This window comes from Bacillus sp. FJAT-49736, from assembly GCF_018343615.1.
GTDB lineage: Bacteria > Bacillota > Bacilli > Bacillales > Bacillaceae_C > Margalitia.
In genome coordinates this window covers 439983-459240 of the sequence record NZ_JAGYPI010000001.1, presented here as the reverse complement: position 1 = coordinate 459240, position 19258 = coordinate 439983, and the positions used below count along the sequence as shown (strand labels likewise).

General features: G+C 33.9%; 30 protein-coding genes. 9 read left to right on the top strand and 21 right to left on the bottom strand.

Going from position 1 to position 19258, the window contains the following annotated elements; all coding sequences use genetic code 11:
* Positions 1–12 precede the first annotated feature (12 nt).
* Entirely contained in the window at positions 13–867 is an 855-nt protein-coding gene (locus KHA87_RS02615) for a manganese catalase family protein (RefSeq protein WP_213092553.1), read from the bottom strand.
* 241 nt (positions 868–1108) lie between these two features.
* Here KHA87_RS02615 and KHA87_RS02610 point away from each other — a divergent pair, with 241 nt between their 5' ends.
* Together KHA87_RS02610 and KHA87_RS02605 are read left to right on the top strand one after the other, a co-directional pair.
* Positions 1109–2272, top strand: a complete 1164-nt coding sequence (locus KHA87_RS02610) for a trans-sulfuration enzyme family protein (RefSeq protein ID WP_213092552.1) — start codon at positions 1109–1111, stop codon at positions 2270–2272.
* Between the two features lie 117 nt (positions 2273–2389).
* Positions 2390–2902 carry a DUF3231 family protein gene (locus KHA87_RS02605; protein WP_213092551.1) on the top strand — a complete coding sequence of 171 codons (513 nt, stop codon included), beginning with the start codon at positions 2390–2392 and terminating at the stop codon, positions 2900–2902.
* A 36-nt stretch (positions 2903–2938) separates the two neighbouring features.
* Here KHA87_RS02605 and KHA87_RS02600 read toward each other — a convergent pair whose 3' ends face one another.
* Positions 2939–3583 (bottom strand): LysE family transporter, encoded by a 645-nt coding sequence (locus KHA87_RS02600; RefSeq protein ID WP_349305548.1) that lies wholly within the window; start codon positions 3581–3583, stop codon positions 2939–2941.
* A gap of 328 nt (positions 3584–3911) precedes the next feature.
* Positions 3912–4118, bottom strand: a complete 207-nt coding sequence (locus KHA87_RS02595) for a YozQ family protein (RefSeq protein WP_213092549.1) — start codon at positions 4116–4118, stop codon at positions 3912–3914.
* 278 nt (positions 4119–4396) lie between these two features.
* Between KHA87_RS02595 and KHA87_RS02590 the strand changes: the two genes are divergently transcribed.
* Together KHA87_RS02590 and KHA87_RS02585 are read left to right on the top strand one after the other, a co-directional pair.
* The gene (locus KHA87_RS02590; RefSeq protein ID WP_213092548.1) at positions 4397–4774 is read left to right on the top strand and encodes a hypothetical protein; all 378 of its coding nucleotides are present in this window, start codon (positions 4397–4399) and stop codon (positions 4772–4774) included.
* Positions 4775–4818: 44 nt separating this feature from the next.
* Positions 4819–4968 (top strand): hypothetical protein, encoded by a 150-nt coding sequence (locus tag KHA87_RS02585; RefSeq protein WP_213092547.1) that lies wholly within the window; start codon positions 4819–4821, stop codon positions 4966–4968.
* A 658-nt stretch (positions 4969–5626) separates the two neighbouring features.
* Here KHA87_RS02585 and KHA87_RS02580 read toward each other — a convergent pair.
* The 4 genes from KHA87_RS02580 to KHA87_RS02565 form a co-directional block, all read right to left on the bottom strand.
* Positions 5627–5839, bottom strand: a complete 213-nt coding sequence (locus KHA87_RS02580; RefSeq protein WP_213092546.1) for a hypothetical protein — start codon at positions 5837–5839, stop codon at positions 5627–5629.
* 273 nt (positions 5840–6112) lie between these two features.
* Positions 6113–6613, bottom strand: coding sequence for a hypothetical protein (locus KHA87_RS02575; RefSeq protein ID WP_213092545.1), 501 nt, complete (start codon positions 6611–6613; stop codon positions 6113–6115).
* Positions 6614–6623: 10 nt separating this feature from the next.
* Positions 6624–7151, bottom strand: coding sequence for a replication-relaxation family protein (locus tag KHA87_RS02570; protein ID WP_213092544.1), 528 nt, complete (start codon positions 7149–7151; stop codon positions 6624–6626).
* Positions 7084–8451, bottom strand: a complete 1368-nt coding sequence (locus KHA87_RS02565; RefSeq protein ID WP_213092543.1) for an FtsK/SpoIIIE domain-containing protein — start codon at positions 8449–8451, stop codon at positions 7084–7086. Before KHA87_RS02565 ends, KHA87_RS02570 begins: the two co-directional genes overlap by 68 nt.
* A gap of 225 nt (positions 8452–8676) precedes the next feature.
* Here KHA87_RS02565 and KHA87_RS02560 point away from each other — a divergent pair, with 225 nt between their 5' ends.
* The 5 genes from KHA87_RS02560 to KHA87_RS02545 all read left to right on the top strand — a co-directional run bounded on the left by KHA87_RS02560 (position 8677) and on the right by KHA87_RS02545 (position 11249).
* Positions 8677–8895, top strand: a complete 219-nt coding sequence (locus KHA87_RS02560) for a helix-turn-helix transcriptional regulator (protein ID WP_213092542.1) — start codon at positions 8677–8679, stop codon at positions 8893–8895.
* Positions 8896–8988: 93 nt separating this feature from the next.
* Positions 8989–9333, top strand: coding sequence for a hypothetical protein (locus KHA87_RS02555; protein ID WP_213092541.1), 345 nt, complete (start codon positions 8989–8991; stop codon positions 9331–9333).
* Between the two features lie 126 nt (positions 9334–9459).
* Entirely contained in the window at positions 9460–9594 is a 135-nt protein-coding gene (locus tag KHA87_RS22350) for a hypothetical protein (RefSeq protein WP_283249408.1), read from the top strand.
* 214 nt (positions 9595–9808) lie between these two features.
* The gene (locus KHA87_RS02550; RefSeq protein WP_213092540.1) at positions 9809–10156 is read left to right on the top strand and encodes a hypothetical protein; all 348 of its coding nucleotides are present in this window, start codon (positions 9809–9811) and stop codon (positions 10154–10156) included.
* 79 nt (positions 10157–10235) lie between these two features.
* Entirely contained in the window at positions 10236–11249 is a 1014-nt protein-coding gene (locus KHA87_RS02545) for a type II TA system antitoxin MqsA family protein (RefSeq protein WP_213092539.1), read from the top strand.
* Positions 11250–11307: 58 nt separating this feature from the next.
* Here the strand turns inward: KHA87_RS02545 and KHA87_RS02540 are convergent, their stop codons facing one another.
* The 14 genes from KHA87_RS02540 to KHA87_RS02475 form a co-directional block, all read right to left on the bottom strand.
* On the bottom strand, positions 11308–12027 hold the full coding sequence (locus KHA87_RS02540; protein ID WP_213092538.1) for a glycoside hydrolase family 73 protein: 720 nt from the start codon (positions 12025–12027) through the stop codon (positions 11308–11310).
* A 2-nt stretch (positions 12028–12029) separates the two neighbouring features.
* Positions 12030–12317 (bottom strand): hypothetical protein, encoded by a 288-nt coding sequence (locus KHA87_RS02535; protein WP_213092537.1) that lies wholly within the window; start codon positions 12315–12317, stop codon positions 12030–12032.
* Position 12318: 1 nt separating this feature from the next.
* Positions 12319–12591: a hypothetical protein gene (locus KHA87_RS02530; RefSeq protein ID WP_213092536.1), complete on the bottom strand. Its 273-nt coding sequence runs from the start codon at positions 12589–12591 to the stop codon at positions 12319–12321.
* A gap of 125 nt (positions 12592–12716) precedes the next feature.
* Positions 12717–13169, bottom strand: coding sequence for a hypothetical protein (locus KHA87_RS02525; protein WP_213092535.1), 453 nt, complete (start codon positions 13167–13169; stop codon positions 12717–12719).
* 174 nt (positions 13170–13343) lie between these two features.
* A complete protein-coding gene (locus tag KHA87_RS02520; protein ID WP_213092534.1) occupies positions 13344–13976 on the bottom strand; it encodes a YcnI family copper-binding membrane protein in 633 nt (210 codons plus the stop codon).
* Positions 13977–14168: 192 nt separating this feature from the next.
* Positions 14169–14312: a hypothetical protein gene (locus KHA87_RS02515; RefSeq protein ID WP_213092533.1), complete on the bottom strand. Its 144-nt coding sequence runs from the start codon at positions 14310–14312 to the stop codon at positions 14169–14171.
* Entirely contained in the window at positions 14312–14701 is a 390-nt protein-coding gene (locus tag KHA87_RS02510) for a hypothetical protein (protein ID WP_213092532.1), read from the bottom strand. Before KHA87_RS02510 ends, KHA87_RS02515 begins: the two co-directional genes overlap by 1 nt.
* Before the next feature lie 13 nt (positions 14702–14714).
* A complete protein-coding gene (locus KHA87_RS02505) occupies positions 14715–16244 on the bottom strand; it encodes a hypothetical protein (protein WP_213092531.1) in 1530 nt (509 codons plus the stop codon).
* A 3-nt stretch (positions 16245–16247) separates the two neighbouring features.
* The gene (locus KHA87_RS02500; protein ID WP_213092530.1) at positions 16248–16661 is read right to left on the bottom strand and encodes a hypothetical protein; all 414 of its coding nucleotides are present in this window, start codon (positions 16659–16661) and stop codon (positions 16248–16250) included.
* Positions 16661–16945, bottom strand: coding sequence for a ketopantoate hydroxymethyltransferase (locus KHA87_RS02495; RefSeq protein WP_213092529.1), 285 nt, complete (start codon positions 16943–16945; stop codon positions 16661–16663). Before KHA87_RS02495 ends, KHA87_RS02500 begins: the two co-directional genes overlap by 1 nt.
* A complete protein-coding gene (locus KHA87_RS02490) occupies positions 16942–17529 on the bottom strand; it encodes a putative phage tail protein (RefSeq protein ID WP_213092528.1) in 588 nt (195 codons plus the stop codon). Before KHA87_RS02490 ends, KHA87_RS02495 begins: the two co-directional genes overlap by 4 nt.
* The gene (locus KHA87_RS02485) at positions 17522–18601 is read right to left on the bottom strand and encodes a baseplate J/gp47 family protein (protein WP_213092527.1); all 1080 of its coding nucleotides are present in this window, start codon (positions 18599–18601) and stop codon (positions 17522–17524) included. Before KHA87_RS02485 ends, KHA87_RS02490 begins: the two co-directional genes overlap by 8 nt.
* Entirely contained in the window at positions 18594–18998 is a 405-nt protein-coding gene (locus tag KHA87_RS02480; RefSeq protein ID WP_213092526.1) for a DUF2634 domain-containing protein, read from the bottom strand. The genes KHA87_RS02485 and KHA87_RS02480 overlap by 8 nt, the downstream gene beginning before the upstream one ends.
* Entirely contained in the window at positions 18998–19255 is a 258-nt protein-coding gene (locus KHA87_RS02475; RefSeq protein ID WP_213092525.1) for a DUF2577 domain-containing protein, read from the bottom strand. The genes KHA87_RS02480 and KHA87_RS02475 overlap by 1 nt, the downstream gene beginning before the upstream one ends.
* Positions 19256–19258: the final 3 nt, after the last annotated feature.

Sequence of the window (19258 nt, the reverse complement as noted above, 5' to 3'; positions counted from 1 at the left end):
ATAAAACCCCTATTATGAATTTAAATCCGATAAGCCAGGGCTATGTTCGTTCGGCATATCTGGGAGTTCCGGGATTGGATAACCATCAGGAGGAGGAGTGACACTTAATTCGCCACTATTTCTACTAGGAGATTCTCCGTTAAATATCTCCCCTATCAATGTGTTATCTAATCTGAAATTAAATTGAGCATTATGGAAACCCTTCTCAACATACTTACGACATTCAGGATATTTGTTTATATCATAATTTGGTACTGGAAAAATCTTAGCCCATTCTACTCCTAATGATTCTAATGCTTTTGCAAATGCATTTTGATGTGCATTATCACGGACAATTAAGAAAGCTAGTGTTTCTCTAAAAGTCTTATTTGAACTCATTTCATATATTCTAGTTTTTTGAAGGACTCCTGTTGATTCTAAAACCACATTATCTAATAAATCACTTATTAAGTTACCGTGACTATATACATAGTTCCCATTCCAAGGGTTTCCGGCTGCATCAACTGGAAGTGAACTTTGTGCCCCCATTATATAATGGTGAGGATTAGCGTGTTTTATTGCTTCTTCTAAAGGTGCATCTTTTTGGCCACCAGAACCAACAGCCTCTTCCCCAGAACCATTTAATAATTGGTTGATGGTTGTCTGAACTAACTCTACATGACTAATTTCTTCCAGAAACACTCCTCTAATCAAATCCCTATATTTTTTCTGAGTACCACGAAAGTTTGAACTTTGAAAAAAGAATTGCATCATCGTTCTCATTTCTCCAAAACGACCGCCTAAAGTTTCTTGAAGTACCTTTGCGGCGGAGGGATCAGGTTTGTCAGGAACAATCATATTAATTAAATCCTCTTTATAAAAATACATATTAAACCTCCTTTCTTTTTTCATTTTTAACAATAATAGTATTATCAACAAAAACAACGCTATTCCATTCTTAATTACAACTTTACATCACCGCTCCTACTTAAGATTTTCTTCTGCTCGTCTCAAAAAAAATTTATCAAAGGAAATTCTTCGCATATATTTGATAAATTCTCCTATACTTTATTCATATTAAGTTGAAATTTTACATCGTGAAATTTTGGGGACAAACAAGGAGGAGACAATGGAGAATTTTGACCATTTCGATCAAGAAGTTTGTATGCATTTCAATACTGATTCCGACCCTTTTTATGGTGCAATCATCCCGCCAGAGTTTGGAAATTCTCTATTCGTGTTCCCTACATTTGAAGAACTTGTCCACGCAGAAAACGATCAGCTTCATCATTATGTTTATTGGAGAGGGCAAAATCCAACTGTAGAAATTGTGGAAAGAAAACTTGCGGCATTCGAGCGGGGAGAAATATGTAAGTGTTTTGCATCTGGTATGGCTGCCATTACGGCTGCAGTATTCAATAGCGTTCGTGCTGGAGATCATGTTCTATGTATTAGTAACATTTATAAATCAACTCTTGAGCTTTTGAAATATTTAGATAAATTCGAGGTTAGCCACACCGTTGTTTATTCTACTGATAAAAAATCCATTGAAAAGGCAATTCAAGCAAATACCACTTTATTTTTTTTAGAAAACCCAACTGATATGAATCTCCAGCTAATCGATTTGCAACTGATCTCTCGTATAGCTAAACCACGAGGAATTCGCACTATTATTGATAATACGTGGGCAACTCCGCTATTTCAAAAACCTATAACTTTTGGAATTGATATTGTTGTGCATTCCTTGTCCAAATATTTAGGTGGACATAGTGATTTAGTGGGGGGGGCAGTTATTACAAGTATTGACATCATGAATCAGCTTTTTAATAACGAGTATTTATTGTTTGGCGGCATAATGGGGCCACGTGAAGCATCCCTATTGTTGAAAGGTCTTCAAACGCTGCCCTTACGCATGAAATGTCATCAAGAAAACGCAAAACAAGTGGCTTCTTTTCTCGCTTCACATCCTGCCGTTGCTAAGGTAAATTACCCAGGTCTACAAGCAGAGGAGTCCCAATTATCGAAAAAACATTTTTCCGGTTTCTCCGGACTACTGACATTTGAAATAAAAAACGCAAATTATGAGGCAATAAAGAGAGTAATAAACCGTTTGAGAATCTTTAAAATCGGTGTATCCTGGGGTTCATTCGAGAGTCTTGTCATATCTCCCAACTATGGAAATAACGTTGATGAATTAAAAAGGAAACATATTAGTCCGGGATTGATTAGACTCTCAATAGGGATGGAACCTGCTTCCGCACTAATCGCAGATCTTAATCAGGCTCTAAGTTAACTTAAATAGGTAAAAATTTATAAATCTTAAAATAAAAAAGAAGGATAAACTACCTTTGTGCAATAAAAAGGAGATGCACATTAAATGAATATTTCTTATCATTTAAGGAGGTTAGCAATGGGAATTCTTAGCGGTAACCCTAAGGACGAGCCTTTACACTACGGTGAAGTTTTTGATCTTTGGTCGACTCTAATGGCCGGAAATAGTATGATTGCGTATTATCAAACGATGGTACATCACGCAGGAGATGAAGATTTAAAAAAGCTATTGGATGAGGCAATTGACACTTGTCAGCAGCAAAAAACACAACTCGAAGAGCTTTTGAAGGAAAATGGGATTGCTTTGCCACCAGCACCTCCTGCCCCGCCAGATGCGTGTCTTGAGGACATTCCAGTTGGTGCCAGAATTCCGGATCCTGGTATTGCAGCCACTCTTTCTGTCGACATTGCTGGGGGATTAGTAGCTTGCAGTGCAGCTATGGGAAAATCTATCAGAGAAGATGTTATAATGTTGTTTGGGCAATTCCATACTCAGAAAGCTGCATTAGGAGCAAAAGTACTTCGCATGAATAAAGAAAAAGGATGGCTTATTCCACCGCCATTACACCTTAAGGGTAAACATGATTGTTAATTGAAATGTAAATTTATCCCCCTTTATTAGGGGGAATTAATTTTTAGTCCATGACGATAAAACCATAATTCCATGTATTCCAAAATAAAGACCAAAAGCTATTAATGATACCCCAGAAACCATAGAAATAACCAACAATGTATGGTTATTTAAAAATCTTCTAAATCCACTTGTAAGGCCAGCGATCCAAATATCCCAAATAGCTAAACCAATAAAAATCATACTACTATAAATAATTAGTGATTGCTTCCCATTGTTAGCTACTGTTTTTGCAAGGACAGACCCATATATACCGATCCAAAATAAAATCGAAAGCGGGCTTGAAATGGACATAATAAATCCTGTAAGAAAACATTTATATAAGGAGTCCTTTTTGCGTTCGAAATCCAATGGTATCTTTTTACTGCTGACTATACTTTCAACCCCTGTATAAATAAGGACAAATGCTCCAAATAACCAGAGAAAAACTTGTATAATCGGTATTTCTAAAAATTCAACAAAGCCTACATAAACTAAAATCATAAAAATTGTATCAGCAAGCATAGCCCCTATCCCAACTATCCACGCGTGCCAAAAACCATTTTTTATCCCCTTATCGATACGTGCAGAATTAACTGGGCCTATTGGTGCCGCCAAAGTTAGACCTAAAAATATGTAGCTAAATAGTAAACTGATACTCACAAAACCACTCCTCGTTACAGGGAACTTGTACATTTTATGTGCAGGCCCTTGAGGTTAAAACCTTTTTTTCTTTTGATAGTTTTAATATGAATAACTCAGCTCATCAATAGCATAAACTTGGGAATTTGTTCATATGTTTAATGTATTTATCCTCGTATTCCCTACATGTTGATTATTAAATATAATGATTACTAAGTGCCTTATATTCTCTTAATAAAAGTGGGCAAAATGCCTACATACTCCAAATCTTCATGGAAAGCATTATTAAGCGAACCAAATGAAAATGACCCCAAACAAGGAGTCATTTGTACTGAACCTATTCACATTACTATCGCTTTAGAGGAATATCATCTCCAGCTACGTCTTCCATAACACCATCAACAGTACCCTCTACATACACATCACTTACCTGTTCATGAGTCGTCGCTAATCCTTTTGAGAGTTCTGAGTTACCCTTATAGTCGCTTGGATCATATGTTTTATCCGCAATTTTTCCGCCATCTAGATTTTGGTAGTCTTGTTTATTATCTGACATCCTATTTCCTCCATTTTTCTTTATTAGAATACGTTGGTTTACCTCTTATATTTTAGGCAACTCCACTCGGTTTATCCTTAAAAGTAATTTCCAAGCTTTGGATCCTTTAGATTTCAAATACTTTTCGAGGATGGGATGATAAAATTGAGGTTTTTTAATGAAGTAAGAAGATTTGTGGATTTTGCATAACGAAATAGGAAAAAATAACTGCAGAAGTACGCGCCATTTTAGTGGATTTGTGGAAAAAGGCTATATCCTTAGTGCAAAGGTGATAACAAATGAAAGAGGAAAAAACAATTGTCGATTTACAGGTAAAAAAGGAAATTGAGGATGAAATTAAAGCCCTGAAGTTCACAAAAAATTTCCGTTCCGCAACTGCTGAAGAATGGTACATTTTTTTAAAAAATTATGTTGATCCTAAAACCGGCGGGGCAGCGGGGAAAGCGATCATTCATTATAACTTATATGGAAATAAGGAGATATTCATTAATACCACGATTATCTTCGACGACGAAAGACTCTTTAACCATGAACTTCACCAGCTTGTATATGCAATAGCAGATGAAATAGTAAATAGACTGGTTGGCTATGCTGATACCCTCTTATCTGTTCATGCAGGATCGAATTCCTATCATGCAGAATATAAGTCCCATTAATACTATTAAAAGAAATTCACATAATAAAAATGGAGGTGAAGGAATTGAAAACAAAGGATGATTTTTTAAAAGGGGCCAAAGTCACTGATGATGCCCATACGTATGGGCCGCCGAATGGAGGGAGCGCAAACCACCATTCTCCACAGTCTGTTCCAAATACGGAAGTAGCTCGAACAGGTAAGCAACAAAAATAAAGAAGGTTTACTTGCAGATAATTTCAAGTGCATATGAGGGGAAAAATCACGGGGGGCTTTAGTTTTCTTCATGTGATTCTTTGGAGTGTCACTAAGACCTGAGTACTTTAAAAAAAAAAGGACTAGGCAACTCTAATAAGATTATCTCTGTATTCCGATTACAATTTTTGTCTTATTCCTAATAAATATGTACACCCACATATTTATTAGGGCTTACCACACTTCTCCAATTAATTGAGAATTTGAACCGATATACTATATTAAAATACTTCGCTATACTAAAAGAACGATAAGATTTTGGTTAGTAAGTCATTTTTTCGGCATACTAATCGATTCATTAACCGAGTTATTAACTCGGTTATTTTTCTGAACACAAAATTCGGTTATTTTAAAATAATATTTCCAACCGAAGTTTCATAAGGCACTCCTTATTTATAAAATAATAAGATCGAAATCAAAATAGTACTGTAATAAATTATGTGCCTGATTTTATAAGTGGTAATCTATGTATAAAAATTAAATTAGCCCCTCTCAAATAGGAAAAGCTAATTTAAATGTTATTTATTTTCAAGATGTAAAAGTTCACTTTCTCTTTTTCCTGAATCATAAGTTGTTTGCACTATTTTTTTGTTTTTCTTATTTATTTCATAAATATAAACTACATCCCTTTCATCATTGAATACAACCCAGTCCAGTATCCAAATTTATTAAACCTTGTTTTAATACTCTTAATATCTTTTTCTTTCAACCCTTCGTGTTGAAGATGCTGCAAAACTGTTTGTTGGAAATCATACTTAAAATATTCATATATTAAAAAAACGCCTAAAAATGCAATTATAAAAGAAAATAATAAGAATCTATTAGTTTTCATTTATACAAATATCCCCTATTTTTCACAGTCATGTGAACGAAATAAAAAACGCCAGGAAATCCGTTATAACAACGTTCCTAGCGCAGTATGATTCTGACTGGGCTCGAACCAGCGACCCCCACCCTGTCAAGGTGATAAACGTTTTTGGTTTGTTTATGAAGAACTAGTTCTAATCATTATTATATAGGCTTTTTATTTTTCCTTATATGATTAATTCGGAACAAAAATGAACGTTGTTGACTAATTACGTCAACAACTCGTCAACGATTTAAATTAAACCGCGTTACCTACTTGCTTCAATACATTTAAAATAAGTGGAGATACTTGAATTAATACGTATCCTAATCCGGCTTTCATCATCATTTCCCATGCTTTTTCCGATTTATTAAACATAAAGAAGAAACATGATCCAACTATTATAACTGAGGCAATAGGAAAACTTAGTGACACCATAATATCGACCAGTGGATCTAAAACATGTGCTAATGCAGAGAGTGTTTGTTCACTCATCCATTCTTTTGCACCAGTTGGCACCGCTTGAGCTACAGCTGGTATAGCTATATCTAATTGAATATTAGTGGTAGCAGCAAATGTTCTTGCACCTGCCATTGCTATGCTAACAGCACCCACTCCCCCTGTTAGCAAAAGTGGAATTGCTGCGGAACCTGCAATGCTTAAAGTATCCTTTACGATTTTTCTTTTGCTTGTTTTTTCTTTATGCTTATAGGATCCATCCATAAAATCATAAAATTTAATGACTTTTTGTCTTTTCATGGTACTCACCTCATTTAATTTCATTAAATGTATACACTCTTCCTGGCATCCCTTGCATTAATTCCTTTAACTTTAATCTTCTGCTTTCTATCTCTGTAATCCAAACGACATGGAATTCATTACCAGTCATTTCTTTAATCTTGCGATATTTATCCATTTTTACCCTATTAACTTTCATCGATTGACTCACATCAACTTCCACAAACGCCATCACTTCCTTCGTAACATAAAACATTGCATCAGCCACCACGCATACTTCCTTAACTTTTATTTTCATTTCATTTTTCCAGCTATGTGGTTTTCTCAAATAAATCCATAGTTGATTTCTAATAAGATAATGCTGTATATTTTGGGTTTTTGTTCTTTCAACCTCACATTTTACTCTTTCTCTTCCGGCTTTGTTTAGGTGATAAACCTTTTGAATTTCATGCCTAAAGCTTCCTAGATATTCACTCATATCTGCTAATATTCTATTTGCGTTTCTGTCTCCTTTTAGATTGTGGATAGCTTGAATCTGTGCCCTGGTCAGATAATCCATTTTCTTCAACGATAAGAGAATATCTTCGATTCTCTGTTGTTTCACTGCTGACTTTATCACTTTGATCATCCTTCCTTGGTTGAATAATCACGAAAGGCGTTATTTTCTCTTTAATGGTTTGGTTATCTATAAAAGCAGTTTGAAAAATACTTTGTTTAACACTTCCTTTATAGATCCCTCTCCCTGGTATTTCTGGCAAATTCTCTGCTCCACTTTGATCCAAGACTGTTGTTGAAGCCGTTGCACTATCTAATACGTAAGAAATTCGTGATGGAATATTTCTCTTGATTTGCATTGGTATGGCCTGGGCAGAAGGATATTGGGTACTGTAGATGACATAGTGTCCACTACCTCTTCCCTTTCGAACAATATCTGTTAAAATATCAACTGCTTCCGGAAAATCCACAATATCTGCAGCTTCATCAATGACAATGAAGTGTCTCTTCTTAATCCCTGCTTCGGTTACATCCTCATAATCGTTAGGTACTAAAATCTTTTGATACACATTTTCCATGTCTTCTTGAACTTCTTTTAAAATTCTCAATGATTCTTCCATGTTAATACCTAGATGCCCCACTCTGACTTGCATGCAATCTTTGAATCTTGCAAAAGCAGGACCACCTTTTAAATCAATCAGTGAAAAGGAAACGTCATTAGGATTCTGAAGCATTAGGCTGGTGATGATTAATTTCATAATCACACTCTTACCAGAGCCTGGCACACCAGCAATGATTAAATGCTTTCTTTCATCAAAATCATGATAAATTCTTTCATGGCGATCACCACCCAAACAGATTTTCCATGTGCCTGATGTGAGCATAGATTCATCCCAAATTAGTTCTTTGGTTAACTGCTCATTATAAACTCTGATTTTCAATGTGCCGTCATAACTTATTTCGATTTCTTTCTTGTGAGCCTTTTTCTTCTTAAACAACTCCATAATTTGTTTCCATGGTTTTCTATTCCATTTAATATCTAAAACATCTTTTAAATGAAAATCCATTGTTTTTGATTTGGTATTCAGCCCATCTTCTAATAAATGTTTTCGTTCTAGAACATCCTTTTGCCCTATTCCTAAAGGGAGTTGAAAAACATATTCAGTTCCATCCTTAATATCACATTTCTTTAAAATTCTAATAGTCTCTGTCCTTTTCGTGGCAGCGTCCTTTATTCGCAATCCGGAATTGTTTAAAATTTTGATGATTTTTTCAGACTCATTATTGGTTGAAGAATTTGATTTCAGATACCCGTATCCTGCTATTCCTCCAAGTGCTGCTGTACTTAATATCGTGAATATCAATTTCCCACCTCCTTGTTATTTACGAAGTAAATAGTTTCTCCAAAAAGGAATATTCCAGGACAAAGTCGAACAATTGTTATAAAGCAAATGAGAATATTACTTTTGAAATTCCCTTTTGGTATTTGATAAAGCATACGAACTGGAACACTATATTAGAAATTGTCCTATAAAAATTTTTAATATTTTTATTAAATTCATTTATAAAGTTTTGGCTGGAGGCTTAATATGTATGAAAGTAGAATAGGTTATTGGGTAAAAAAAAAGGATGTAAAATTGAAATTTATAGCAAAAGAATTATCTATTAGTTATCAAACGGTTTCTAATTGGTGTACAGGTAGGTCACACCCAAATGGACCTCAACTATTTGCTTTAGCTGAATTATTAGGTGTAAAAGTCGATAATCTTTATGCTAGAGGTGGCAATGATGAAAATAACAATAATTAAAGGACCACGTTATGACGAATCTATCCAAAAGTGTTACGGATATATATTGGAAATTTATAGAATGCGACTAAAAAGAAGAAAGAGTGAGAATAAATGATATGGATCATCATAGGATTAATTTTCTTTATATTCGGTATTTATTACATACCAACAAAAGAAGCAGAAATAAGTTATTATAAAAAGGTAAATCCATTTTGGTTTAAGGCATTAGTTCTTGTATGGGCTCTATGTATTATGGCATTAGTACCAACATTTTTTATGATTTTCATCCATGGTTTAGTTAATGATGGATATTTATCTTTAGAAGACAATGGACTTTGGATTACATCAATTGGAAGTATTATTTTATATGTATTAATTTTGAATGTATACAATACAAGGATTAATAATCGTAAAGAACAGTACGAACGGAGTAAAGATGATGCAAATTCATACTGAAATTCATGTAAGAGAAAAGTGGAGCTGACATATTGATGTTTGCCAATCCACATGTGAAGTATTTTAGGGATTGACCCGGACAGAGAAGCTGCTAAGTGGGCTTACGCACGTATCTATGAGGCGAGTATGGAAATGCTCTGCCTCGCTCTAGAGATTGAAAAAGTGATTTATAATGGAGACTGCAATATAACGGAGTTAGTGAAGGAAATTGAAGATACTTTTGATTTGTTTAATTGGAGACAAGAGAAGTATATAAAATAATGCTTATATTGTAAAAATATGTTACAAAAAATCGATTTTATATTTATAATTTTAGTATGTCCTCCTTTGTTACCCCTTAATAAATGGTTTGTCAATAATTGTCGAAATATAACATGTTTTGTCGAATCGAACACTTTTCGGTATCAATTGGTACTGTTTTTGTATATACTATGTTTACCGGGGATGATAAATTTGCATTTAATGGAGTTTACTTTTGACAAATATACATGCTAAAGCCTTTCTCCGTGAAGCTAAACAACTCATCTCTACTGGGAAGAGGGATTTCATCAAAAGGACATACGATCATCCATCTGGTAGGAAAGTAAGATGGATTGAAGCATTGTTAGAACTCGGTTTAATCAATCCTGAACAAATGTGGGAAGAAACTCTAACATTAACTCCACATCATTATGTTGATGGACCGTGTATTGATGTTGATCGACCAGGCGATGGAAAAGTTATTTGGATTTTCAAAAAAGAAGTTAATGATATTTTGACTTATATAAAATTGAAAATCGATCACCGCGGTTGTGTATGTTTATCCTTTCACAGTGATTGGTAAAAGATTCATCAATTTATATTTATTAAAAATATATTATCAATAATAAAATGGGGGAAAATAAACAATGGAGGGCATTATCATGGCAGAACAAAAACTAAAATATTGTAACCAATGCCAAAAAGATGTTGAGGCCCATGTTATCGAGCGAAAAGCAACTTATACTTTTAAAGGTGAGACGTTTGAAATAGTTGAACGTGTTCTTCAGTGTGACTGTGGAGAAGATCTTTATGATGAATTGTTGGATGCAGAGACAATGAAAACGCTCTCTTTATTATATCAAGAACGGACTGGTCTCTCGCTAGAGGATATTAAATCAGTTCGTAATCAATATGGACTTTCTATGGACTTATTCTCTCGTATCTTGGGGTGGAGTAAATCTACTATAGCGAGGTATGAAACTGGAAAATACATACCTGATTCTTCTCATATGCTTGTTCTTAAGCGTCTTAAAGAACATCCTGAATCAATAGATGAATTTTATAATTTAAACAAGCATAAATTCACTGATAAAGAACAAACAAAAATAAATGAAAAGCTTAAGAATAATGATCAAGCAAAAGTAGAAAAAGGACTTTTTGAGGCGCTACAAATAAACTACAAACTGTATGAGAAGTCTTTAGAATCGGGTTTCAGTTCCTTTAATCTTAACAAATTAATAAACATGATATTATTTTTCGCTAAAAATGGGGTTCAAAAAACAAAACTAATGAAGCTGCTCTTCTATTCAGATTTTCTTAACTATAAAAGGAACTTACTTTCAATAAGTGGGATACCTTATACAAGACTTCCTTACGGACCTGTTCCTATGGATCATGATTTATTATTATCGAGTATCGAAAAAAATGATCTAATAGATATTGAATACGAATTTATTAATGATTACACATTGATAAATATTCAGGCACTTCATGAGTTTGATGATTCTTTATTTAATGATAACGAGATTGAAATACTTAATTTAGTGAGTGAGAAATTTAAACATTATGGCTCTGTTGCAATTAGCGAGTTTTCTCATGAAGAAGATGGATGGAAAAATACAGAAGACAGAGAAATTATCATATATGATTATGCTGATACACTGAAACTGGATTAATTTTAAGCCCTTCTCAATTGAGAAGGGCTTTTGATGTGATTATTAAGGTGTAATTGTATTATACTCGCTTAGCATATTTTTGATTCACATATGCACGACGGCCATTGTAGATAATTTCATACCATCCAGGAATACTACCAGCTATCGGCCAGATGCTACCCTTCTTTGCTGTATCAAGATTTTTGGAATTTGTACTTGATGGTTTATCGCAAATATAGGCTGCGTTTTTCACATTTACAATTTGTATTTGCCCTAATACTTTAATACCATTAATCGTTTTACCTTTTTGCTGACTTGAAGGTTTTGAAGCAGCTACTATGAATCCATTGTCGTACTGTGTTAAATCATTTGATTCAATGGCTGATATAAGTTTTTCAGCATACTTGGGATCCGTAGCATATCCATCGGATTGAACGTATTTAGCTGCTTTCTTGTAATCAGTCTCACCAATTATATTTTTATATTTATTTCGGTCCCAACTAACTCCGTTTTTAAATAAATTAGCAAGATCACATAATGATTCATACCAGGAAGGATATTTACGGAATGCTGCATTCACTTTATAAGGTTGGCCGTTTTTATATTCAGTGGTTTGCATGGTAACTGATTGACCATTATAAGAACCTTTAATGCCGAAAAGATTCTTGCCTTTTTGAGCTAGTCCACTTTTCCCCCAGTTGCTTTCTAATATTGCTTGAGCAATAACCAAGGATGCTAAGACACCATATTCTTTATGAATACGTTGAGCATGTGGAGCAATTTCAGATATGAAAGACATGATTATTCATCTCCTTTATTATTTTGACTTGTTTGAATTGCCTGCGGCTTATTAATAACGATTTGCGCAACATTCTTTGTTCCACTATAAAGTCCAGTAGCTGAAAGCCCCATCATCAGACCAACAATAATGCATTGTTTTAGGTTTGTATCCAGGTAAAGTACACCTATAGTAATCCCGAAAATAACTGCAATAAACGGTGAAAATCTGTCTGGAATTCCTGCTCTTTTAAATAACTCCACAATTGCCAAAATCAAAGGAATAATAGCTACATCATAAATTTCAAACATTCTACATCTCTCCCTTATTTTCAATAAAATCAATTCTTTTGTGAGCAGACTTTGCTGATTCTTCCACACGAATAACCCGTTCTGATAGTTCAGATACGCGCCTTTCATTTGCTTTAATATCAATCCTGATAGAATCTATCCCGGAACTGATATTGTCTAATTTCGTACGAATCACTGCCGATTCTGATGCATCGCTTCTTACATCTTTATCTCTGTTTCTATTAAACGTAAAAAGACCAATAATTAAGCCTATAACTGTGCATATAAGCCCCACTATTGTCACAACTTGAGCATTCAACCCAACACCCCATTTTGCATAAAAATAGCCACGCTCGGAACGTGGCAACTTAAGTCATGAAGACATAAAAAATACACCTTGCTTACTATACAAAAGGTGTATTACTTCTTATTTAATTTCCTAAATAATTTTAGATTACCAATTAAACATAGAAATATTATTGGATACACTAATGCGGAATATAATAATTTCCATCCATTGTAATATAGAAAAGATGTTTGTAAACAACACCATTCAAAACATAAAGAAAAAATAACCCATACTAAAAAATAAAGTACTTTGTATTTCCAACTCTTTTTTTCAGGGAAGAAATTAAGAAAGAAAAAACTAGTAGGTATAAAATATAAAAAAGATCCAATAAACCCTTGCCATTGGAATCCGTGTTTAAAATATCCATACAAATTCAAATGTAAATCCAGAACCTCATCAACAGAAATTCCAAATAATACTGCAAAAATTGATGTAGTATAAAATTCACTTTTACTTAATTTTTTCGGAACTAAGAAAACAGCTATATCGGCTATAATAAAAATAATATAAATTAAAATCCACATGAACGATTTCCTCCGTGTAATCTAATTGATATTATTCTCCAAATTAACCAAAAATATTTAAACAATATAAATTAAAACATAAAAAATACACCTATTTTTTAGTGGTGTTTGAGCCGCATAATCTTCCAACTGTAAAACAAAAAGCCAGCTCTTAAAAGCTGACTTTATTTACTCTTATTTTTTCTTTTTTGTTATTGCAATAATCAATGCAGTGATTGATAACACAGCAGCAACTATTGATAAAATCAATGGTGTGTTATTTGTTTCATCTGACTCGGATGTTGCTTTATCAGTAGTAGCTTGGTCATGACTATGGTTATCTGTAGCTGCTGGCATATTGCCTTGAACACTTGCTATTTGTGTAATGGAGTGAGGGGTTTGTGATTTTTCATTTCCAGTCCACTCTACAATAGATCCATCCTTATAGTATTGGTATGCATCCCATGCAGCGCTTCCTTCTTTATCTGGGTTTTTAGCCACGAAGTTAAACTGTTGAAATTGGCCAGGCAAAATTCCCTCACTTGTTGCTTCCCATGTAATATCTGTGACTTTCCCTGCAGAATCTTTTTTAGCTGTTACTTTCCATCCAACTGCTGGTTGATATTGTTCTAATTCCACACCGTTAGGAATTTTTAATGTTACTTTAGTTGTTGGTATTTCTTTTTCAACTGGTATTTTAATTGTATAAGTTTCCCATGCTCCTGGAGCAGATACATTTGGTTTTACAGTTACGTGAGCACTTGCAATACCAGAAAACAAAAATAAACTTGCAATTAAAGGTAAAGCTACTCTAAATAATTTTTTCATAATCATTTCATCTCCCTTTCACATTTTTTCACAATTCCAAAATATAAAATGCATTAATTACACATTAATAATATTGTTAATCTATATATATAACAACTATATATGTGTGAATAAATGTGAATAAATGTTGACTTTTAACACATATAAAATACTTAATCATCCTTAACCAGCACACGACATAAAAAATACACCTTACGCTGCAGGTGTTTCAGAATCTAACACTTTATAAACCATTTCTTGCAAGTTTGATAGTTTTGGAACTTGCTCCCTTTTGTAATTTCCTTCTCTCACATTTCTCGCCCAAATAACCACTAATCCACTGTTTTCATTAAACATTAAGCAATACCTCCTGAGATTAAAGTTGATAATTCTAATATCGCTTGTTCCTGAGTTTCCAATCTTACATCTTGTTGAGCAATGTAAGAAGTAAGTTCAAGCAATGAGTTCTTAAGTAGCTCATTTTCTCTTTTTAAAGCTTTTATATCTATAATCGGTGCATCAGTGTCTACCCATTCCTCATTCTTAACAAAACCAACACCCTCTACATAATTGTATTTATAATCTTCGTAGTCTGCTGGTAGAGTATCAACTTCCACAATATTAGAATATGCACTTTTCGCATATCGTTGTGTTGGTGATGTTGCAACAATGCCATCACTTAGAAACTGTAGATTATCAGAACAACCAATTACCATCCTGTCTTCAGTTAAAATAATTTTAAACAATATCTCCAACTCCTTATAGGAAATCTATTATAGCTGTATCACCAATTATACATTTAACCATTTGTCCTTCTTTCGCATAGACTGTAGAAACACCATGAATAACAGACATTTTGTTTGTTACTTTTACTTTATCGTTCATGGCCAGAATTAAGTCAAATATAGCAGAGTATTTATATCTATAAGAACCTGAGCCCTCGTAATAGGTATACGTTGCCCAAATTACTTTTGCCCTTAGCTTGTCATCAATATCAACATACATGGAGCCACTATCCAAATATTGACTAAATGATGCTATTCTCGTTGGTGTTCTAGCTACGTTAATGACTTTAGAGAAATCTTCATTAAAGAAAATAGCATTTACATAAGCTGCAATTGATGGTGAGGAGTTACCACCATCGCCAGTTATTAATATAAATGCGTTTCCTCCAGCAGGTCTTATTATATTTTTGACCTGACTATCAATCATTCCACCCCTACCTGATAAATAAAGTCTATCTATAGTGTCTATCCTCTGATTGAATGTACTATTGGTGGTTGATGAATTACCAGACTGTAGGACTGTACTTGTAACTGCGTTATTCTCATCATATACCCATTGGATAATGGCTAAATAGTTATTAATAGTTATTAATTTCTGTTTATCAATACGGAAAACAACTTCTTTATTATTAGGTGTTAAATTCGATGCTAACCCAGTTGCTCTTACAATAGTAAAAGTTGGATTACCGTTATTCCAGTCCACATAAAAATCAATGACTGATGGATAACTTGCATAGATTCTATCGTTCGTCGCATTGTAGCGTAAACCCTGAAAACTAACATAAGCTTGATTTGTTCCCGTCTTTATTGTGTGAGCAGCATCAGTAGGCATACTGACCGATTTTACAGAGAAATCGTTATTTAATTCCAATGTTCCAAAATAAACACTGGCGTTATCTGAGTAGCCAATGTCGTACTTTCCTCGGCCGTGGAGAATCACTCCTTTTAAATTGTCATCAGACATTGGAATATAATAAAATGCCTTATAGTACTTCTCAGACCCAAGGACTGTATTAGAAATTAATACAGGTTCCCCCGTTACGTCATCAATTCTAATTAATTTCAATGTCACACCAGTTGAATCGAGTGCTGTATTAGCATGAAATATAGCGAATGTGTTTCCATTTAGTTTTGTAACAGAATAAATATAACCATACAATGGAAATGCGGATTTTATAGCCGAAAGTTTACCAGTATCATCAAGATATGGTTTAAGAACAACATAGGTACGACCAGAACCTCTTATCATTATCATATTACCCTTGTCTGACGTTAAGCTGTATTTAGTTGAATAATCCTGAGACGTATTATCAGAACCGGTGAAACTATATGGAGCCTGTACTGTTGTAAATGATGGTTGAATCATTGGTACATCATCGCTCATTACTAAACCAATAAAATCGCCTTTACTAATATCGTTTTTTGCCATAAGTAATTTTTCGAGGCCTTTTGGCTTTAAACCGCTCCCACCAAATGATCCTCCGTGGTCTCTAATATCTATCATGTTCTACACCTCACTTTGCAAGTCCCCATCAGAATCATAGGTTAATGGTATGGTGTCTGTGGATAGTACAGTTTTTCCATCGAGTTTATAATATGTGATGGTGTTAGTTGTATATTGAGGACTTGTTCCACCACTTAAAACACTTTTGGCATATAAAGTTCCATCTGGTCTTATATATTCAACGGTGGTATAGGTCCCATATATGTCTTTATCGCTTTTTCTTTTTCTTAATGTATTAAGATTCATTTCTGTTGCGTTCCACTTAGTACGTTCATCAGGAGAAATGTGTACAACATCATCCGCCAAATGCGACACAACTGTATCCGTGGTATCTTTAATGCCTTTTTCAATTCTATTAAAATCATCTTCTGTCGGAGTATCATCATATTTCCAATCAGTTTTTGCATTATAAGACATCATTTAGCCTCCCTTACACTGACGTTTTGCAATAGTAGGGTGTCTGAAGCGATAGGAATATTTACAGCATTGGTACTGATTAGTTTGTTTTGATTATCCTTCAAATCAATTTTTGTAACCGTCTCTACAAACTTACTTTCAATAATATATTGAAGAGATACAGTGTTATTGAATGCCTCTTTTACCTTAAAATTATTAATTTCATAAGTGTCATTAATAACGACTTTGGCTATTTTCCCACTTGTATATGTTGATACATCGTTAATAAAATTTGTTGAAATCATTTAATTACTACCTCCTCGCCAAGAGTAACAAAAGGAGTTTTACCTAGTTTCCAGGTTGTCGATAGTCTAGTATTACGAAGCATTGGTCTTGTTTTAATGTTTTCATTAAATTCAATGGCATCTTTAATACTAGTCCTTTGAATATATACGATATTTGCTGGCTTTATTTTTTGAATGGTGTACTGTACTTCCTTAAAAATAAGAGCGTCTTCAATAGATAAAGTAACCGTTAAAATGTAATTTTCAAAATCAACCGCTGTTATTGCTCTTCCCTTACCGATCAAAAAATCAAGCCTTTCTTGCAAATAGCGAATTGAAAATGGTGGACTTGTAGAGTAACGATTAATGATTCTCTTTCTTCGAAAATCTAATGATTCTGTTGTTGGATCCGCTTGAATGAGAAGAATGTCTTCCCTTCTTTTAATGCTTTCCTCATCAGCAGAAATGATAAATTGATTGTTAAAAAATAAATCTAATGCATCATTTAAATTTTTAATTTCTATATCTTCGGTCTTTGTAAGTTCAATGAAGTCGATAATTTCATTATAAAATTCCGGTAAATAGCTCATTAATGAATCAGCCATTAATTAACACCTGCCCCATTATTGGTATTTCTTCTGATTGGATGATGACGTTAGAATTTACGCCATTTAGTTGTGTATTCTCGACATCAATAATCCCAGGAATAGTTAATATTTTGGCATCAATTTGAGCTATTCTAACCACTAGCTGATCTTCATTGGCCCATGATTTTCGCAGAGATAAAAAATATTCTTTTAGAATTTCAATAATTTGTGGTTCAATTTGTCCGATAGTATAATCTGCGCTTAAAGTAATTTTTGTTACTACATCAACAACTTTATTTTCCACACCAGCAATTGTCACCGTATGTCCTATCGGTGCCATACCTAGACCTTGTCCTTTATTTATCTCAGGATCCATAATTGTTTGTACATCATTAATTAATTCTGCTGAAGGTTTACTAAAATCACTTGAAATGATTGTACATTTTACGGTTCCTCCACCTTGCCATGTTGGGAATACTTTTACTCCACCAATACCATTTATGTTATTTATTTTCCGTTTATAATCAGCGATATTACCACCAAATGGTGGTTCTCTTTTTTCTGTTAAAAAGCGAACTCTTAGGCTTTCATCATCTTCTTCATCCTCTCCAGGAATAAGGACATCAGAAAGTTCAGCACTTACCAATCCTTCAATGTAATCAATCGGTAAAAGAGTGCCGAAATGTTGATTGCCAATTACACCAGAATCATCAGGCTCTAAGATATATTGGCCAGCTGTTAATTTTGATAGTACTGTATACGTAAGGTCATTAATAGAAAATCTACTTCCAATTGGGATATCGATAAAAGTTCCGTTTTCACCATAGAACAAGCCTTTTCGCTGTGCCTTTGTAGCTGGTGATCTATAAATTCCATGTTCATTCACTCGTCTATCCAAAAATTCACCATCGGCAGTATCGGCATATGACAAATTAATATTAATATCTAGTTCCATATATAGCTGTGCAAGTTCCGCTGCAGCAGGTGCTAACGCATCATATATTATGGAACCTTCACGTTTGTCTACTTTATCTGATACACGTGATAAAAGGTTGTCTAATATATAATCAAATGTCATGTGTTCATACACTAATTGGCACCTCCAATGTATCGATATTGCCATATTCAGTGATGGCAGTGAATTTTACAAATACATCATCTGAGCCGAAAATAAAATCAAAATCTTGTACATCAATTATCCGATCATCTTGCGTCAATGCCTCAGTAATTCTTCTGGTAATCTCCGATTTAATAAAAATACGTGGATAATTTCCTATTCCTTGGCTCTCAAAAGCATAATCGTCTGAATAAATAAGATGCTCAAATCTCTCAGTCTCCAATAATTTAAAAATAGCCTGTTTTATCGCATCCAATTCATCAACCATTCCAATAATCTTTTTTTGATTAAAGTCGATTCGATAGGTATAACTTGGAAGTAATTGAACTTCTAGTTCCTCGTCTATTATCGCTCCTTCTGGTAATACCATTATCCACCCACCTTGTCTAAAACAATATACTCTTGGCCACCCTGAACCCTGATTAAAATTAACTTATCTCCATCTTTTAATCCTGATTTTGTAACGGTTTCTGTAAGTACCAAAAAATCCTCCGTCAAAGTAAATCGTTGTTCCACGAATACTTCCAGAGGATTTATTTTTGATACTATACCGAACATAATGCCTACAGGATTTTGAGCGTCAACAGCATCTGCTCCAGCTTGTTTTATTAAATGTAGTAAACTCATATT

Bases quoted from the DNA above. Each gene is read 5' to 3' on its own strand.
- KHA87_RS02615 (WP_213092553.1), bottom strand. From the start codon at position 867: ATGTATTTTTATAAAGAGGATTTAATTAATATGATTGTTCCTGACAAA.
- KHA87_RS02610 (WP_213092552.1), top strand. From the start codon at position 1,109: ATGGAGAATTTTGACCATTTCGATCAAGAAGTTTGTATGCATTTCAAT.
- KHA87_RS02605 (WP_213092551.1), top strand. From the start codon at position 2,390: ATGGGAATTCTTAGCGGTAACCCTAAGGACGAGCCTTTACACTACGGT.
- KHA87_RS02595 (WP_213092549.1), bottom strand. From the start codon at position 4,118: ATGTCAGATAATAAACAAGACTACCAAAATCTAGATGGCGGAAAAATT.
- KHA87_RS02590 (WP_213092548.1), top strand. From the start codon at position 4,397: ATGAAAGAGGAAAAAACAATTGTCGATTTACAGGTAAAAAAGGAAATT.
- KHA87_RS02580 (WP_213092546.1), bottom strand. From the start codon at position 5,839: ATGAAAACTAATAGATTCTTATTATTTTCTTTTATAATTGCATTTTTA.
- KHA87_RS02575 (WP_213092545.1), bottom strand. From the start codon at position 6,613: ATGAAAAGACAAAAAGTCATTAAATTTTATGATTTTATGGATGGATCC.
- KHA87_RS02570 (WP_213092544.1), bottom strand. From the start codon at position 7,151: ATGGATTATCTGACCAGGGCACAGATTCAAGCTATCCACAATCTAAAA.
- KHA87_RS02560 (WP_213092542.1), top strand. From the start codon at position 8,677: ATGTATGAAAGTAGAATAGGTTATTGGGTAAAAAAAAAGGATGTAAAA.
- KHA87_RS02555 (WP_213092541.1), top strand. From the start codon at position 8,989: ATGATATGGATCATCATAGGATTAATTTTCTTTATATTCGGTATTTAT.
- KHA87_RS22350 (WP_283249408.1), top strand. From the start codon at position 9,460: ATGGAAATGCTCTGCCTCGCTCTAGAGATTGAAAAAGTGATTTATAAT.
- KHA87_RS02545 (WP_213092539.1), top strand. From the start codon at position 10,236: ATGGCAGAACAAAAACTAAAATATTGTAACCAATGCCAAAAAGATGTT.
- KHA87_RS02540 (WP_213092538.1), bottom strand. From the start codon at position 12,027: ATGTCTTTCATATCTGAAATTGCTCCACATGCTCAACGTATTCATAAA.
- KHA87_RS02535 (WP_213092537.1), bottom strand. From the start codon at position 12,317: ATGTTTGAAATTTATGATGTAGCTATTATTCCTTTGATTTTGGCAATT.
- KHA87_RS02525 (WP_213092535.1), bottom strand. From the start codon at position 13,169: ATGTGGATTTTAATTTATATTATTTTTATTATAGCCGATATAGCTGTT.
- KHA87_RS02520 (WP_213092534.1), bottom strand. From the start codon at position 13,976: ATGAAAAAATTATTTAGAGTAGCTTTACCTTTAATTGCAAGTTTATTT.
- KHA87_RS02515 (WP_213092533.1), bottom strand. From the start codon at position 14,312: ATGTTTAATGAAAACAGTGGATTAGTGGTTATTTGGGCGAGAAATGTG.
- KHA87_RS02505 (WP_213092531.1), bottom strand. From the start codon at position 16,244: ATGATAGATATTAGAGACCACGGAGGATCATTTGGTGGGAGCGGTTTA.
- KHA87_RS02500 (WP_213092530.1), bottom strand. From the start codon at position 16,661: ATGTCTTATAATGCAAAAACTGATTGGAAATATGATGATACTCCGACA.
- KHA87_RS02495 (WP_213092529.1), bottom strand. From the start codon at position 16,945: ATGATTTCAACAAATTTTATTAACGATGTATCAACATATACAAGTGGG.
- KHA87_RS02490 (WP_213092528.1), bottom strand. From the start codon at position 17,529: ATGGCTGATTCATTAATGAGCTATTTACCGGAATTTTATAATGAAATT.
- KHA87_RS02480 (WP_213092526.1), bottom strand. From the start codon at position 18,998: ATGGTATTACCAGAAGGAGCGATAATAGACGAGGAACTAGAAGTTCAA.
- KHA87_RS02475 (WP_213092525.1), bottom strand. From the start codon at position 19,255: ATGAGTTTACTACATTTAATAAAACAAGCTGGAGCAGATGCTGTTGAC.